11 protein-coding genes and 2 tRNA genes are annotated in these 14,164 nt (G+C 69.0%); 2 read left to right on the forward strand and 11 right to left on the reverse strand.

Features of this window, described 5'->3' with window-relative positions:
* Positions 1–40 precede the first annotated feature (40 nt).
* The 8 genes from nrfD to ACT3T9_RS00330 form a co-directional block, all read right to left on the reverse strand.
* Positions 41–1,156 (reverse strand): NrfD/PsrC family molybdoenzyme membrane anchor subunit, encoded by a 1,116-nt coding sequence (nrfD, locus tag ACT3T9_RS00295; RefSeq protein WP_441445083.1) that lies wholly within the window; start codon positions 1,154–1,156, stop codon positions 41–43.
* Positions 1,153–2,154, reverse strand: a complete 1,002-nt coding sequence (locus tag ACT3T9_RS00300) for a 4Fe-4S dicluster domain-containing protein (protein ID WP_441445082.1) — start codon at positions 2,152–2,154, stop codon at positions 1,153–1,155. The genes nrfD and ACT3T9_RS00300 overlap by 4 nt, the downstream gene beginning before the upstream one ends.
* The gene (fdnG, locus tag ACT3T9_RS00305; protein WP_441445081.1) at positions 2,151–5,447 is read right to left on the reverse strand and encodes a formate dehydrogenase-N subunit alpha; all 3,297 of its coding nucleotides are present in this window, start codon (positions 5,445–5,447) and stop codon (positions 2,151–2,153) included. Before fdnG ends, ACT3T9_RS00300 begins: the two co-directional genes overlap by 4 nt.
* 122 nt (positions 5,448–5,569) lie before the next feature.
* Positions 5,570–6,484 (reverse strand): hypothetical protein, encoded by a 915-nt coding sequence (locus tag ACT3T9_RS00310; RefSeq protein WP_441445080.1) that lies wholly within the window; start codon positions 6,482–6,484, stop codon positions 5,570–5,572.
* 203 nt (positions 6,485–6,687) lie between these two features.
* On the reverse strand, positions 6,688–7,056 hold the full coding sequence (locus tag ACT3T9_RS00315) for a chorismate mutase (protein WP_441445079.1): 369 nt from the start codon (positions 7,054–7,056) through the stop codon (positions 6,688–6,690).
* Positions 7,053–8,393, reverse strand: a complete 1,341-nt coding sequence (clpX, locus tag ACT3T9_RS00320; protein WP_441445078.1) for an ATP-dependent Clp protease ATP-binding subunit ClpX — start codon at positions 8,391–8,393, stop codon at positions 7,053–7,055. Before clpX ends, ACT3T9_RS00315 begins: the two co-directional genes overlap by 4 nt.
* 335 nt (positions 8,394–8,728) lie before the next feature.
* Positions 8,729–9,376 (reverse strand): ATP-dependent Clp protease proteolytic subunit, encoded by a 648-nt coding sequence (locus ACT3T9_RS00325; protein ID WP_441445111.1) that lies wholly within the window; start codon positions 9,374–9,376, stop codon positions 8,729–8,731.
* Between the two features lie 97 nt (positions 9,377–9,473).
* Positions 9,474–10,049 carry an ATP-dependent Clp protease proteolytic subunit gene (locus tag ACT3T9_RS00330; protein ID WP_441445110.1) on the reverse strand — a complete coding sequence of 192 codons (576 nt, stop codon included), beginning with the start codon at positions 10,047–10,049 and terminating at the stop codon, positions 9,474–9,476.
* A gap of 491 nt (positions 10,050–10,540) precedes the next feature.
* On the opposite strand from ACT3T9_RS00330, the gene ACT3T9_RS00335 reads away from it, so the two are divergent.
* Positions 10,541–11,386: a C40 family peptidase gene (locus ACT3T9_RS00335; RefSeq protein WP_441445077.1), complete on the forward strand. Its 846-nt coding sequence runs from the start codon at positions 10,541–10,543 to the stop codon at positions 11,384–11,386.
* Positions 11,387–11,455: 69 nt separating this feature from the next.
* Here the strand turns inward: ACT3T9_RS00335 and ACT3T9_RS00340 are convergent, their stop codons facing one another.
* From ACT3T9_RS00340 to ACT3T9_RS00350, 3 genes are all read right to left on the reverse strand, one after another.
* On the reverse strand, positions 11,456–11,980 hold the full coding sequence (locus tag ACT3T9_RS00340) for a dihydrofolate reductase family protein (RefSeq protein WP_444605872.1): 525 nt from the start codon (positions 11,978–11,980) through the stop codon (positions 11,456–11,458).
* Between the two features lie 190 nt (positions 11,981–12,170).
* Positions 12,171–13,766 (reverse strand): trigger factor, encoded by a 1,596-nt coding sequence (gene tig / locus ACT3T9_RS00345; RefSeq protein ID WP_441445075.1) that lies wholly within the window; start codon positions 13,764–13,766, stop codon positions 12,171–12,173.
* Positions 13,767–13,849: 83 nt separating this feature from the next.
* A tRNA-Pro gene (locus ACT3T9_RS00350) sits at positions 13,850–13,923 on the reverse strand.
* 138 nt (positions 13,924–14,061) lie between these two features.
* On the opposite strand from ACT3T9_RS00350, the gene ACT3T9_RS00355 reads away from it, so the two are divergent.
* A tRNA-Gly gene (locus ACT3T9_RS00355) sits at positions 14,062–14,135 on the forward strand.
* Positions 14,136–14,164: the final 29 nt, after the last annotated feature.

A 14,164-nucleotide genomic window follows, 5' to 3' on the forward strand; every position in this document is an offset into this window, starting at 1 on the left:
GCGCTGACATTTCCTGCGCCGGGAACTCCCGCGCCGGAGCTCAGCCGGCGGTGGTGATCGAGTCGTCGGTGTTGCCCGTGGCGCGGCGCGCGGCGAGCCGTGCCTTCTGCGGCTCGATGACGCGGCGCGGGTCCTTCACGGACTCCAGCCCCGCGTACAGCACCCCGAAGCGGGTCAGCGCGGAGGAGGTCAGCAGCGCGACGCCGCTCGCGGCGGCGAGGTACCGGTTGCGGCCGCCGAGGAGGGTGCCGATGCCGCCGGCGATCGCGAGGCGCTCGGACCACTTCAGCAGCGTCCCGGCCCGCCCGGTCTCCAGCGGCTCGGCCTCCAGCGGATGCATCGACTCCTTCATGAGGTGCATGGAGATCACGTCTCCCACCACCCCGGCGCTGGCGAGGAGCCGGGCGGGACCGGCCTCTGCCACGGGGCTGGTGAGCATTGCGGCTCCGCCGGCGGCGAGGCTCGCGGAGGAGGTGAAGAGGTAGGAGAGGTGCTCGCGGCCCGCCTCCCAGGTCGGCACGACGGTGTTGCCCAGCAGCGCGCCGGTGTAGGAGGCCAGCAGCGGCGCGAGCACGCCCTGACCCAGCGAGGAGGGACCCTCGAGCCCGCTGAGCAGGTCACGCAGCACTCCCAACGGGAGCCTCTCCCCCGTCATCCGATCCACCTCGATCGCGCCGAGCACTCCGGAGAAGGTCGCGAACCCGCCGAGGATCCAGGTCCCCAGGCTCATCGGGGAGGTCACCTTGACGGTGCGCATCATGTTCAGGAATCGCTCGGGGCGGCCGAGGTCCTCGATCAGTGCGACGGTGCCCGCACCCACCGCGCCGAGGGCGATGAGGCGGGAGTTGCGGCGCAGCAGCGGGCGGCCGGTGCACTGCGCGCCGAGGGCGAGCAGACCGGAGCCGCCGGCGACCCCGCCGAGGAACAGGTAGATCGCGATCGGCTCCTTCCACGGCGGAGCCTTGACGACCTGTCGGCCGTAATAGGAGTCGAACTCATCGGACCGCTCGAACTCGACGTCCTCGACGACGGCGCCCTCGCGGGAGCCGTCCCCCATCCCGACCTCGGTGAGGCTGCGGCGGCGCCGTCCCCCGCCCCGGCGACGCTTCCGCGGGAGCTCGGGCGGGCGGTCGGCATCGAACTCGGTGATGCTCATCGGCGCCCTCCCAGGAACGAGAGCGCGGCCACGGCGACCATGCCCGCAGCGGCGATGCCCACCCGGGCGTAGGTGGCGGGCAGGGACTTGGTGGGGACCTGCGGGTCCGGTGGGAGCCCGTAGACCTCGGGCTCGTCCAGCAGCAGGAACACCGAGCCGGTGCCGCCGACTCCGTCCTTGGGGTTCGCGCCGTACAGGCGGGCCTCGGTCATGCCGCGCTCGTGGAGGTCGGTGACGCGCTGCTGCGCCTCCGTGGTCAGGTCCGGATGATCGCCGAACTTGATCGACTGGGTGGGGCAGGTCGCGGAGCAGGCGGGTTCCTGCCCGTCGACCATCTTGTCGTAGCAGAGGGTGCACTTGCTGGCGGTGCCCATCCGATCCACCTTGTCCCCGCGATGCGCGAAGGGTGAGATGGTGCCGTCGTCGCGGCGCTCGATGACCCCGAAGGGGCAGGCGCTCACGCAGGTGCCGCAGCCGTTGCAGACGTCCTCCTGGACCACCACGGAGCCGAACTCGGAGCGGAAGATCGCGCCGGTCGGGCAGACGTCCAGGCAGCCGGCGTTGGTGCAGTGCTTGCACACATCCGAGGACATCAGCCAGCGGAACTCAGGGGTGTCCGGCGGGGTGCGGTCCGTGCTCGACAGATCCCCGGCCGGAGTCGCGCCGCGGCGGCCCGAGGGCTTCGGGCCGATCCCGGGCATGCCGAGGCTGACGAGCTTGCGGCCCGATTCCCGGGCTTCCTCGATCCGCTCCTGCCCCTGCTCGATGAAGGCGACATGGCGCCAGGTGTTGGCGCCGAGCTCACCGGTGTTGTCGTAGCTCGAGCCGAGGATCTCCAGGTTGCCGTCGATGGGATTGCGGTTCCACTCCTTGCACGCCACCTCGCAGGCCTTGCAGCCGATGCAGATCGAGGTGTCGGTGAAGAAGCCCTTGCGCACGTGCTCGTGCGCCCAGCCGGCATCCGCGGCGGGCCCTTCAGGTCCGGAGAGCAGGCTCATCGGTTCTTCATCTCCTTCATCGAGCGTTCTCCGCTGGGGACCGCGCTGGCCTCCTCCGGCCCTCGCACCTCATGCGGGACGGAGCCGTCGGCGGGCCCGGCACCCGGGGCACCCTCGGCGCCGTCGACGGCCGGGTGCTCGGAGACGACCAGGCCGGCGCGGCGACGATATTCCTCGACCAGCTTCCCACGCTCCGGACCCCGCGGGCGGCGTCCCGGGAGGAGGGTGCACGAGTTGTTCTTGCTGTTCTGGATCTGCGTGTTGGCGTCGAGGTTCATCCCGATGAGGTCGTTGGCGCCGTCACCGCTGATGATCGCCTCGGTGCCCTGGCCCCAGTGGAACGGGAGCCCGATCTGGTGGACCGTCCGCTCCCCCACCTGCAGGGGGGTCATCCGCTCGGTGATCAGCACCTTCGCCTCGATCGCGCTGCGCGCCGAGATGATGGTCGCCCAGCCGTAGGGTTCCAGCCCGACCTCCTCGGCCAGCTCCGGGGAGACCTCGCAGTACATCTCCGGCTGCAGCTCCGAGAGGTAGGGCAGGAAGCGGCTCATGCCGCCGGCGGTGTGGTGCTCGGTGATCCGGTAGGTGGTGAACACGTAGGGGTACACCTCGCCGCCGGGCCCCATCGCCCCGGGCGAGCTGAGGTTGTCCTCATCGCGGAAGGTGACCCGGGTGGGGTTGGACTGCTGCGCATACAGCGGGTTGCGGATGTTCGACTCCGGGGACTCGTAGTGCGTCGGCATCGGGCCGTCCACCATCCCGGTGGGGGCGAACAGCCAGCCGCGGCCGTCGGACTGCATGATGAAGGCGTCGGTGCCGGAGAGCGCCGCGGCACCACCCTGGCTGGGATCCCCCGGATCGTCCGGACGCTTGGTCAGCGGGAAGTCGGGGACGTCGTTCCCGGTCCACCGGCCGGCCTCCTCGTCCCACCACACCAGCTTCTTCCGCTCGCTCCAGGGCCTGCCCTGGGGATCGGCCGAGGCACGGTTGTAGAGGATTCGGCGGTTCGCCGGCCACGCCCAGCCCCATTCGGCGGCCGTCTCATCCTGCTCCTGGCCGGGCGTGCGGCGGCGGGCCTGGTTGATGCCCTCGGCGTAGACACCGGTGTAGATCCAGCAGCCGCCGATCGTGGAGCCGTCGCCCTTCATCTCGCTGAACGCGGCGAGCGGCTGCCCGGCCTTCTCCCCGGTGAGGTGGCGGCCGTTGATCTCGGCCAGCACCGACTCGGCGTCGGGCTCACCATGGTCGTTGACCGGGTAGTCCCAGGTGAGGTCGAGGATCGCACGGTCACGAGGGTCCGTGGAGTCCTTGAGCTTCTCCCGGATGCGGCAGCCGAGGTCGTACATGAACTGCAGGTCGCTGCGCGCGTCACCCGGGGGCTCGACAGCCTGGTCGCGCCATTGCACCATGCGCTGAGTCTGGGTGAAGGAGCCCGCCTTCTCCGTGTGGTTCGCCGCCGGCAGGAAGAACATCTCGGTGGCGATCTGCTCCGGGGTGAGCTCCCCGGACTCGATCTCCGGACCGTCGCGCCACCAGGTGGCGGATTCGATCATGTAGAAGTCCCGCACCACCATCCATTCCAGATGCGACATGCCCAGGCGCTGGAGCCGCCCGTTCGCGGAGCCGACGGCCGGGTTCTGGCCGAAGAGGAAGTACCCGTCGACGCCATCCTCGAGCATCCGCATGGTGGTCTGGTAGGTGCCGTGGGCACCGGTCAGCCGGGGCAGGTGATGGAATCCCCAGTCGTTCTCCACCGTCGCGTTCTCGCCCCACCATGCCTTGAGCAGGTTGATGGTGTAGATGTCCGCGTTCGCCCAGAAGCCCTTCTGCTCCTTCTTGCCGATCCCGCGGGTGAACTCGGCGAAGTCGTCCTGTCCCACCTTCGGCATCGGCAGGTAGCCGGGGAGGATGTGATAGAGCGTCGGGATGTCCGTGGAGCCCTGGATCGTGGCATGGCCGCGCAGTGCCATGATGCCGCCGCCCGGGCGGCCCATGTTGCCCATGAGCAGCTGCAGGATGCCGGAGGTGCGGATCATCTGCGCCCCGCCCTGGTGCTGGGTCCAGCCCAGCGCGTAGGCGAACATCGTGGTCTTCTCGCGCCCGGAGTTCTCCGCGATCGCGGTGGCCAGGTACTCGAAGTCCTCCGGGGCGATGCCGCAGGTGTCCTGGACCATCTGCGGGGTGTACCGGGCGTAGTGGCGCTTCAGGATCTGGAGCACGCTGCGCGGATGCTGCATCGTCTCGTCACGCTCGGGCATCCCGCGGGTGATGCTGTCCTCATCACCGGCGTACGCCCACTTGCTGTTGTCATAGGTCGAGGTCTCCGGGTCGTAGCCGGAGAACAGGCCGTCGAGGTCCTCGGGGTCCCCGTACTCCTCGGAGATGAGCGTCGAGGCGTTGGTGAATGCCTGGACGTACTCCTTGAAGTACAGATCGTTCTCGAGCACATGCCGGATCACCCCGCCCAGCAGCACGATGTCGGTGCCGGAGCGGATCGGGATGTGCCGATCAGCGTTCGCCGAGGTGCGCGTGAAGCGAGGATCGACATGGATCACCCGCGCACCGCGCTTCTTCGCCTCGATCACCCATTGGAAGGCGACCGGATGGGCCTCGGCCATGTTCGAGCCCTCGATGACGATGAGGTCCGCATTGGCGAAGTCCTGGACCGACTGCGTGGCACCGCCACGTCCGAACGAGGTTCCCAGACTGGGAACCGTGGCGGAGTGTCATATGCGGGCCTGGTTCTCCATCTGGATGGCGCCCGCCGCGGTGAAGAACTTCTTGATCAGATAGTTCTCTTCGTTGTCGATGGTCGCCCCGCCGAGGCTGGCGATCCCCATCGTGCGCTTCAGAGGCCGGCCGTGCTCGTCCTCGTCCTCCCAGTGCTTGCGGCGGGAGGCGATGAAGCGGTCGGCGATCATGTCCATCGCCGTCTCGAGCTCGAGATCCTCCCACGCGGTCGCGTAGGGCCGGCGATAGCGGACCTTCGTCTGGCGGAGGTAGGAGTTCGCGAGCTGCTCGCTGGCGGCGCCCTTGGGGCACAGGCGACCGCGGGACACCGGGGAATCCGGGTTGCCCTCGATCTGGATGACCTTGCCGTCCTTGTGGAAGACACGCTGGCCACAGCCGACTGCGCAGTACGGGCAGACGCTGTCCGCCACCCCGTCGACGTCAGCGGTGCGCGGGGCGGTGGTGCGGGTCTTCGCCGAGGTGACCGCCTTGCCGCGGCCTGTCGGATCTGCCCCGCGAAGCTGCCGGATCACCGGCCAGTCGAGGAACGTTGTGCGAGCCATATCGGCATCCTACCTACCGCCTGCCCGCGGCGGGCCGCCTCACCACAGTTGCCCGCTGCCAAGTTCATACCTTCTCACCTGGGCAGATGGCCCTGGACCAGGGGGCGACGGCCCGCTATTCCTCAGAGCCGATAGATGTCGGGCCGCGGCAGGGGCATCGGCAAAGGCCACTGGTCCGGGATCGGCAGCGGACGCGGCAGCGGCTGAGGAAGCGGCCAGTTCTCCGGCAACGGCATCGGTTCCGGAAGCAGGCTGGGCAGCGAGCGCGGCTGAGGCAGCGGCCAATTCTCCGGCATGGGCAGCGGCGCGCGCTCCCCGATCGGCCAGCAGTCCGTCATGGGCGGTGGGAACAGCGGCGGCAGCGGTGGCGGAGTCGGGAAGCAGTCAGTGAGGATCGGCGGGATCCCGATGATCAGGTCGTCCGGATCGATGCGCGGCACCGGGCAGCGCGGGATCTCCAGCCTCGGCAGCGGCAGGATGGGGAACGGGAAGGGGCCGACGTCGAACGGTCCGTCCGGAACGGTCGGGACCGGCGGCTTGCCCCACGGCGGGGGGATCGGCCAGGTGAAGTCATCCCCCGGTGTCGGGAGCGGAGAGACCGGCGGCTTCCCCCACGGCGGAGTGATCGGCCACGTGAAGTCATCTCCCGGTATCGGGAGCGGAGGGAAGATCGGGGGAAGGATCGGGGGGAGCCCCTTGGGCAGGGGAAACGGCAGGGGCTGGCTCGGGATCGGCATTCCCGGCGAGGTGGGCGCTCGGCGTCCGTCACCGCCGCCGGAGGCCTCGTCCTGGGCATCGGCGTGACGGCTCAGCTCGCGTCCATCTGCTCGGAGCATGTGGATCATCTGCTCGATGAGCGGCCGGACCTCCCCGCCCCAGCGCTCGTGGAACGAGTCGGCATCAGGCCCGATCCATTCGATCCCGTCGATCAGACTCGCGCAGCTCCCCAGCAGCGACTCCACCGCCCCTGCCGCTGCACCGCAGGCCGTGCCATGCTGACGCAGCACCTCGACCTCGGCTCCCCAGAACCCGCTCATCGTCCGCTCCCCTGCTCATCGCCATCCGTCTAGGACGAGAAACTACGGGGCCCGCTTCCATCCGTCGATGGGGAGGACTATCCATGCACCCGCCTGCTGCGGCAGGACCACGGGCCTCAGCGGAGCGGCCCAGCAGGGGTGATCAGGCAGAGACGACCCGACGGGGGTGGCCCGACGGGGATGGCCCGGCAGGTGCGACCGGGTCAGTTCTGCGCAGAGCTCTCCGCGGGGCTCGCGCCGGAGCTCTCGTCCCGGATCCGCTCATGGTGGCGGATCACCTCGGTGACGATGAAGCGCATGAAGGCTTCGGCGAAAGTGGGGTCCAGACCTGCCTGATCAGCCAGGGCACGAAGCCGATCGACCTGCTCGCGCTCCCGCGAAGGATCCGCAGGCGGCAGTCCATGCTCGGCCTTGAGCACCCCCACACGCTGAGTGTGGGCGAAGCGCTCGGCGAGCAGATGCACGAGCGCGGCATCGATGTTGTCGATGCTGCGCCGCTCCTCCAGAAGCAGCTCGCGGGCACGGGTCTCGGGGTGGCTGCCTCCTGCAGGTCCCGGCTTCGCACCGGTCATGCCGTGCGCTCCTGGCGGGTCCGGGAGCTCTCACGGTCCGCGTCCTTGCCGGTGAGCATCAGCGGGGCGCGTCCCTGGGTGATGACGCCCTCGGTGATCACGACCTTGACCACGTCGTCGCGAGAGGGCACCTCGAACATCACCGGCTGCAGGGAGTCCTCCAGGATCGCTCGCAGTCCACGTGCTCCGGTCTCCCGCTGGATCGCCTTGTCGGCGATGGCCTCCAGGGCGCTGCGCTCGAAGTCGAGCTCCACCCCGTCCAGGGCGAACATCTTCTGGAACTGCTTGACCAGTGCGTTGCGCGGCTCCGTGAGGATGGTGATCAGGGCGTCGCGATCGAGGTTCGAGACGCTCGTGATCACGGGCAGACGGCCGATGAACTCGGGGATCAGTCCGAACTTCAGCAGATCCTCCGGCAGCAGCTTGGAGTAGATCTGCTCCTGCTCGAGGGGGGTATGCAGCTCGGCGCCGAATCCGATGCCGCGCTTGCCGAGCCGTGAACCGATGATGTCCTCGATGCCTGAGAAGGCACCCGCCACGATGAACAGCACGTTCGTGGTGTCGATCTGGATGAATTCCTGGTGGGGATGCTTGCGCCCGCCCTGCGGCGGCACCGCGGCGACGGTGCCCTCGAGGATCTTCAGCAGGGCCTGCTGCACACCCTCCCCGGAGACGTCGCGGGTGATCGACGGGTTCTCGGACTTCCGACCGATCTTGTCGACCTCATCGATGTAGATGATGCCGCGTTCGGCCTTCTTGACGTCGTAATCTGCGGCCTGCAGGAGTTTGAGCAGGATGTTCTCGACGTCCTCCCCGACATATCCCGCTTCCGTGAGCGCGGTCGCGTCCGCCATCGCGAAGGGGACGTCGAGCATCCGGGCGAGGGTCTGCGCGAGATAGGTCTTGCCGCAGCCGGTGGGACCCACCAGCATCACGTTGGACTTGGCGACCTCGATCTCGTCGCGCTCGGAGTCGGCCTCCTCCGCGAGGCTCACCGCGGCGCTCTTGGCCGGCGAGGCAGATTCGGCGGCGTCCTGCGCACGCACGCGCTTGTAATGGTTGTAGACGGCGACCGCGAGCGCACGCTTGGCGGGCTCCTGGCCGACGACGTACTCCTCGAGAAAGTCGAAGATCTCGCGGGGGGCCGGGAGGGGGGCCTGGTCCTGGGCGACCGGCTGAGCGGCCTGGATCTCTTCGGCGATGATCTCGTTGCACAGCTCGATGCACTCTTCGCAGATGTACACCCCGGGGCCGGAGATCAGTCGTTCGACCTGCTTCTGCGACTTTCCGCAGAAGGAGCATTTGAACACGTCGGACCCATCGCTCGTACGCGCCATGTCCGTGTCCTTTCATCGGGCCGTCAGCAGTGCTCTTGCAGAATCCTCGGGTCACGGCTCGAGCCCCGCGGACCCTCACCACGGTACCGCGCAGACGACCCCGGACGCGGTAGGCGACGCGCTCCGGGACGCCGCGCCCCGCAGGAGCGATGCTCGGCCCCCGAGGGATTGAGGCCGCGCCCCGCCGGATCGACGGCCGGCCTCCGAGGGAACCGTCGCCGCCCCGCGGGAACGACATCAGCCCCTGCCAGCGCTCGGGAGCGGGCAGGGGCCGATGGATCGTGACGCCGGTGCCGCCGCGGGGCCTCAGCCGAGGCGCCGGAAGCGGCGGGCGATCACTTCGAGAGCTGCGCGCGAGGCACCTTGCGGGACTCCAGCACCTGGTCCACCAGGCCGTAGTCGAGCGCTCCGGCCGCGGTGAGGATCTTGTCGCGCTCGATGTCGACGCTGACCTGCTCCTTGGTGCGACCGGAGTGGAAGGCCAGGGTCTCCTCGAGCCATTCGCGCATGCGCATGATCTCGTTGGCCTGGATCTCCAGGTCGGAGGCCTGGCCGCCGCCGCCCTCTCCACCCATGGCGGGCTGGTGGATCATGATGCGCGCGTTCGGGAGCGCGAGGCGCTTGCCCGGAGCGCCGGCCGCCAGCAGCACGGCGGCGGCGGAGGCCGCCTGGCCCAGGCACACCGTGGTGACCTCGGGCTTGATGTACTGCATCGTGTCGTAGATCGCGGTCAGCGCGGTGAACGAGCCGCCGGGGCTGTTGATGTACAGCGTGATGTCACGATCCGGGTCCTGGGATTCCAGGACCAGCAGCTGGGCCATCACGTCGTCCGCGGAGGCGTCGTCGACCTGGACGCCCAGGAAGATGATGCGGTCCTCGAACAGCTTGGTGTACGGGTCCTGACGCTTCATGCCGTAGGCGGTGCGCTCCTCGTACTGAGGCAGGACATAGCGCGACGTGGGAAGCGGGGCCGTCGGGGCCATCCGGCCGGCCTGGGCGGTGGGGAATGCGCCGATGGTGCGGGGGTCGAAGGTCACTGGGTCTCCTTGAGTCAAGGGTGTCGGTGGGTGCCGGGGCCGGTCAGTCGGCGGTGCCGCCGCCACCGGTGACGTCACGCGCACCGGTGACGATCTTGTCGATGAAGCCGTACTCGAGCGCCTCCTCCGCGGTGAACCACTTGTCGCGGTCGGAGTCGGCGGTGATCTGCTCGACGCTTTTGTCGGTCTGCTCGGCGATCAACTCGGCGAGGGTGCGCTTCATCGACAGGATGAGCTCGGCCTGGATCCTGATATCGGTCGCGGTGCCACCGAGGCCACCGAGCGGCTGGTGCATGAGCACGCGGGTGTGGGGCGTGGCGAAACGCTTGCCCTTGGTGCCGGAGGAGAGCAGGAACTGTCCCATCGAGGCGGCCATGCCCATCGCCACCGTGACCACGTCCGGCTGGATGTACTTCATGGTGTCGTAGATGGCCATCCCGGCGGTGATCGAACCACCGGGGCTGTTGATGTAGAGGTAGATGTCCTTGTCCGGGTCCTCGGCGGCGAGGAGGAGCATCTTGGCGCAGATCGCGTTGGCGTTCTCGTCGCGCACCTCGGAGCCGAGCCAGACGATGCGCTCGCGCAGCAGGCGCTGGTAGACGTTGTCGTCCAGCCCCATGGGGGTGTCGCCGGCCGCATTGCGGGGCGGGGAGGTCTGAGTGCTCTGCGGGGTCACGCGGGTCACGGTGTCTCCTTGATAGCGGAAATCGTCGATGACACGATTCTAGGCGCTCGGCGGGACCCTCGCGGGCCCTGTTCGCCGCAGGCGCACTGCACGAGCGGGACAGCGGGCCCTGCCAGCAGAGCGGACGTCACGCGCAGCCGGACGGGGCTCGTTCCACTGCGTCCCCGCCCTCGCCAGATCCCTCCGGCCAGATCCCTCCGCTGTGTCCCGCCTCTCGCGAGATCGTCAAGTCGTGGCGAGATCGGGTCACGTCCGGCGATGCGCGTGCAAAAACCGTGTCAAGACCACGGTTCAGCTCTGCCAAGCACCCTTACCGATGCCCCGTCGCCCTCCTACGGTGGCTACATCGCCTCGAAGACGGTGGTCACAACAGCCTGCAGTACACCCCGGCCCACGCCGGGACCGGAAGGAACGAACCGCACATCATGGCCCAGCACAACTCGCATCGCATCCCCGGCCGCGCCCAGCTCCCGACCCACCACGCCCAGCGCGCGGCTCGTGGCCTCGGTGGAGCTGCCGTCCTCGGCACCGTGGTCCTCGGCACCGCCTTCGTCGGCGGCGCCGCCCAGGCCGCTCCGGCGGCGCCCGCCGCCCCGATCGCCAGCGCCCCGGCAGCACCTGCTGTCAACGCCGCCCCCGCGGCCCCCACGGCCACCGCTCCCACCGCTGTCCTGGACAGCTCGCAGAAGCTCCGCTGGGGCTCGCGCAGCGGTGCCGTGCAGGATCTGCAGTCCGCGCTCAACGACCACGGCGCGAACTTGTCCGTCGACGGCGTGTTCGGCAAGCGCACGCACTCCGCAGTGAAGGACTACCAGTCCTCCCAGGGCCTCCAGGTCGATGGCGTCGTCGGTCCCCAGACCCGCAGCGCGCTCAACGGCGGTGCGGTCTCCACCGGCGGCGCCTCGGCTCCCGCCGCCTCGTCCTCGAGCTCCTCCTCGAACACCAGCTCGATCGTCAGCGCCGCCCGTTCGGCCGTCGGCACCCCCTACAGCTGGGGCGGCTCCTCGCTCGGCGGCATGGACTGCTCCGGCCTGGTGAACTACGCCTACCAGGCTGCCGGCATCGACCTCCCGCGCACCTCGGGCCAGATCGCCAACGGCGGCCGCTGGATCTCGCAGTCGCAGGCTCAGCCCGGAGACATCGTCGCCTGGTCCGGCCATGTCGCGATCTACGCCGGCAACGGCCAGATCATCGACGCCTCCGGCTCCAAGCAGCGCGTCGTCGAGCGTTCCATCTGGGGCAACCCGATCGGCTTCGTGACCTACCGCTGATCCACAGCGCGCACGCAGAACGGCCCGGCCCCCCTCTGGGGAGCCGGGCCGTTCGCATGGCCGCTCACCTCAGCGTGCCCGGTAGATCCTGCCGAACGCCGCCTCGGCGCCGGGGATGGGCCCGACCAGCTCCCATTCCACCAAGCGACCACCGGGCACGTCGAAGGCGCGGGTGCCATCGCCGAGCATGACGGGGGCCGAGAACACCTGCAGCTCGTCGACCAGGCAATGCTCGAGCGCTTGGCGGGCGATATCCGCGCTGATGATCTGCACGTCCTTGCCCGCTGCGAGCTGCTGAGCCCGGCGCACCGCCTCCACGACGTCCACATCCCATGCGGTCACCGCGGGATCGTCAGCGAGTTCCGCCGGGCGGTGGGTCAGAACTATCTCGGTGCCCGTCCATGCCCCGCCGTAGGCTTCGGCGGTGAGCTCATCGCGATGGTCGGCCTGTGCGCGGGCGGCGTCGTAGCCGCGGCGCCCGGAGAGGATCACGCCGACGGCAGCGGCGAGTCGTGCGAGCACCGACTCGTCGATCCTCGGGCAGGCCTCGAGCCACGCCATGTCGTGCTCGGGGCCGGTGATGAACCCGTCCAGGGACGCAGTGAAGCTTCAGGTGACCTTGCTCGTGCCGGATGCGGTCGACGATCCCATCAGGTACCTCCGGGGACGGCAGTCTCGGACCGTTGCGGGCCGGGTCGCCGAGTCTTCCATCGACGACGCCGGGCCGCCACCCCGATGGGTGACGGCCCGGCGTCGTCTCATGCCCCGCAGCGGGGGCGGCGAGTCACTCGGAGTCGGTCGCCTCGGCGGCCTCGTCCTTCTTCGCAGCGGCCTTCTTCGCCGGTGCCTTCTTGGCGGGAGCCTTCTTGGCCGGCTTCGCCTCAGCGGCGTCAGCGTCATCCGCCGCAGCAGCCTTCTTCGTCGGCGCCTTCTTGGCCGGAGCCTTCTTGGCGGGCTTCTCGTCGGCCTCCGCTGCGTCGGTGTCATCCGCCGCAGCAGCCTTCTTGGCCGGCGCCTTCTTGGCAGCGGCCTTCTTGGCCGGGGCCTTCTTGGCCGGGGCCTTCTTGGCGGGCTTCTCGTCGGCCTCCGCCGCGTCGGCGTCGGCGCCCTCGGCCTTCAGGCCCAGGTCGATGACGTCGCCAGCGGTGTTCTTCACGGTGACCTCGGCGAGGACGACCTCGAGCGCCTTGGAGCGCTGGACCTCGGAGAAGATCTGCTCGAGCTGACCCGACTGGGCGAGCATCTGCAGCAGCTGGTTGGACTCGATGCCGTACTGGGTCGAGAGCTGGGTCATGTAGTTCATGAGGTCGCTCTGATCGACGTTCACCTCGCGGGTGCCGTTGATCTCGTCGAGCAGGAACTGGGCGCGAACGGCCTTCTCGGTGTCCTCGCGGATCTCCTCGCCGTGCGGGTCGCCGGCTTCCTTGCCCTCGTTCTCGAGGTGGGAGAGGATCTCGTCCTCCACCAGCTGCTCGGGGACCGGGATCTCGAGCTCCTCGAGGAGCTTCTCGAGCAGGGCGTTGCGGGCCAGGCCCACACGGTTGCCCTCGGCGTCGGCGGCGGCCTGCTTCTTCAGGTCATCCTTGAGCTCGTCGATGGTGTCGAACTCGGAGGCCATCTCGGCGAACTCGTCGTCGGCCTCGGGCAGCTCGCGCACCTTGACGGACTGTGCGGTGACCTTCACCTGCGCGTCCTCACCGGCACGGTCGCCACCGGCCAGCTTGGACACGAAGGTGGTGGTCTCCTCGGCGGAGAGGCCGATGAGCGCCTCGTCGAGGCCCTCGAGCATGTTGCCCTCACCGATCTGGTAGGACACGCCCTCGACGGACTCGATCTCCTCGTCGTCGATGGTCGCGACCATGTCGAGGGAGACGAAGTCGCCATCCTCGGCGGGGCGGTCCACGCCCACGAGGGTGCCGAAGCGCTCGCGCAGCTCGTCCAGGCGCACCTCGACGGCGTCCTCGTCGACGGTCGGCTCGTCGATCTCGACCTCGTAGGTCGAGAAGTCGGGCAGCTCGATCTCGGGGCGCACGTCCTGCTCGACGGTGAAGAGCAGGTTGCCGTCCTCGGAGCCGTCCAGGCCGGGCACCTCGGTGATCTCCACCTCGGGGCGGCCGACGGGCTTGATCTCCGCCTCAGCAGCAGCCTGCTGGTAGAAGTCGGGCAGGGCGTCGTTGACGGCCTCCTGCATGATCGCGGGGCGACCGAAGCGCTGCTCGACGAGCTTGGAGGGGACCTTGCCCTTGCGGAAGCCGGGGATCTGCACCTGATCGGCGATCTTCTTGGTGGCGGTCTCGACGGCGGGCTTGAGCTCGTCGAAGGGCACCTCGACGGTGAGCTTCACCCGGGTGGGGCTGAGCTTCTCGGACTCGGTCTTCACTGGTCAGGTCTCCCTGTAGATGGACAGTAGGTGGACGTTTCTGATGGCGCCCCGGGCCCGCACGCGGGCGACCCGACGCGGAGTCGGGGTGACAGGATTTGAACCTGCGACTTCCCGCTCCCAAAGCGGGTGCTCTACCAAGCTGAGCTACACCCCGGGGGGCAACCTTGGAGATATTACCCGTTCCCACTGCGGAGTGCCTCGGTCTGGCCCGGGCGCTGTGAGCAGATGCATGTCGCCTAGGCCACTGCGGATGTGCTCTTGCATCGCTGATCTGGTTCAATAGAGCCGCAGCGCGGGCGTAGCTCAATGGTAGAGCCTCAGTCTTCCAAACTGATTACGCGGGTTCGATTCCCGTCGCCCGCTCCATGGCACGAGGCCGCGGCATCCACCGGATG

This window comes from Brachybacterium sp. AOP29-B2-41, assembly GCF_052378395.1.
GTDB lineage: Bacteria > Actinomycetota > Actinomycetes > Actinomycetales > Dermabacteraceae > Brachybacterium.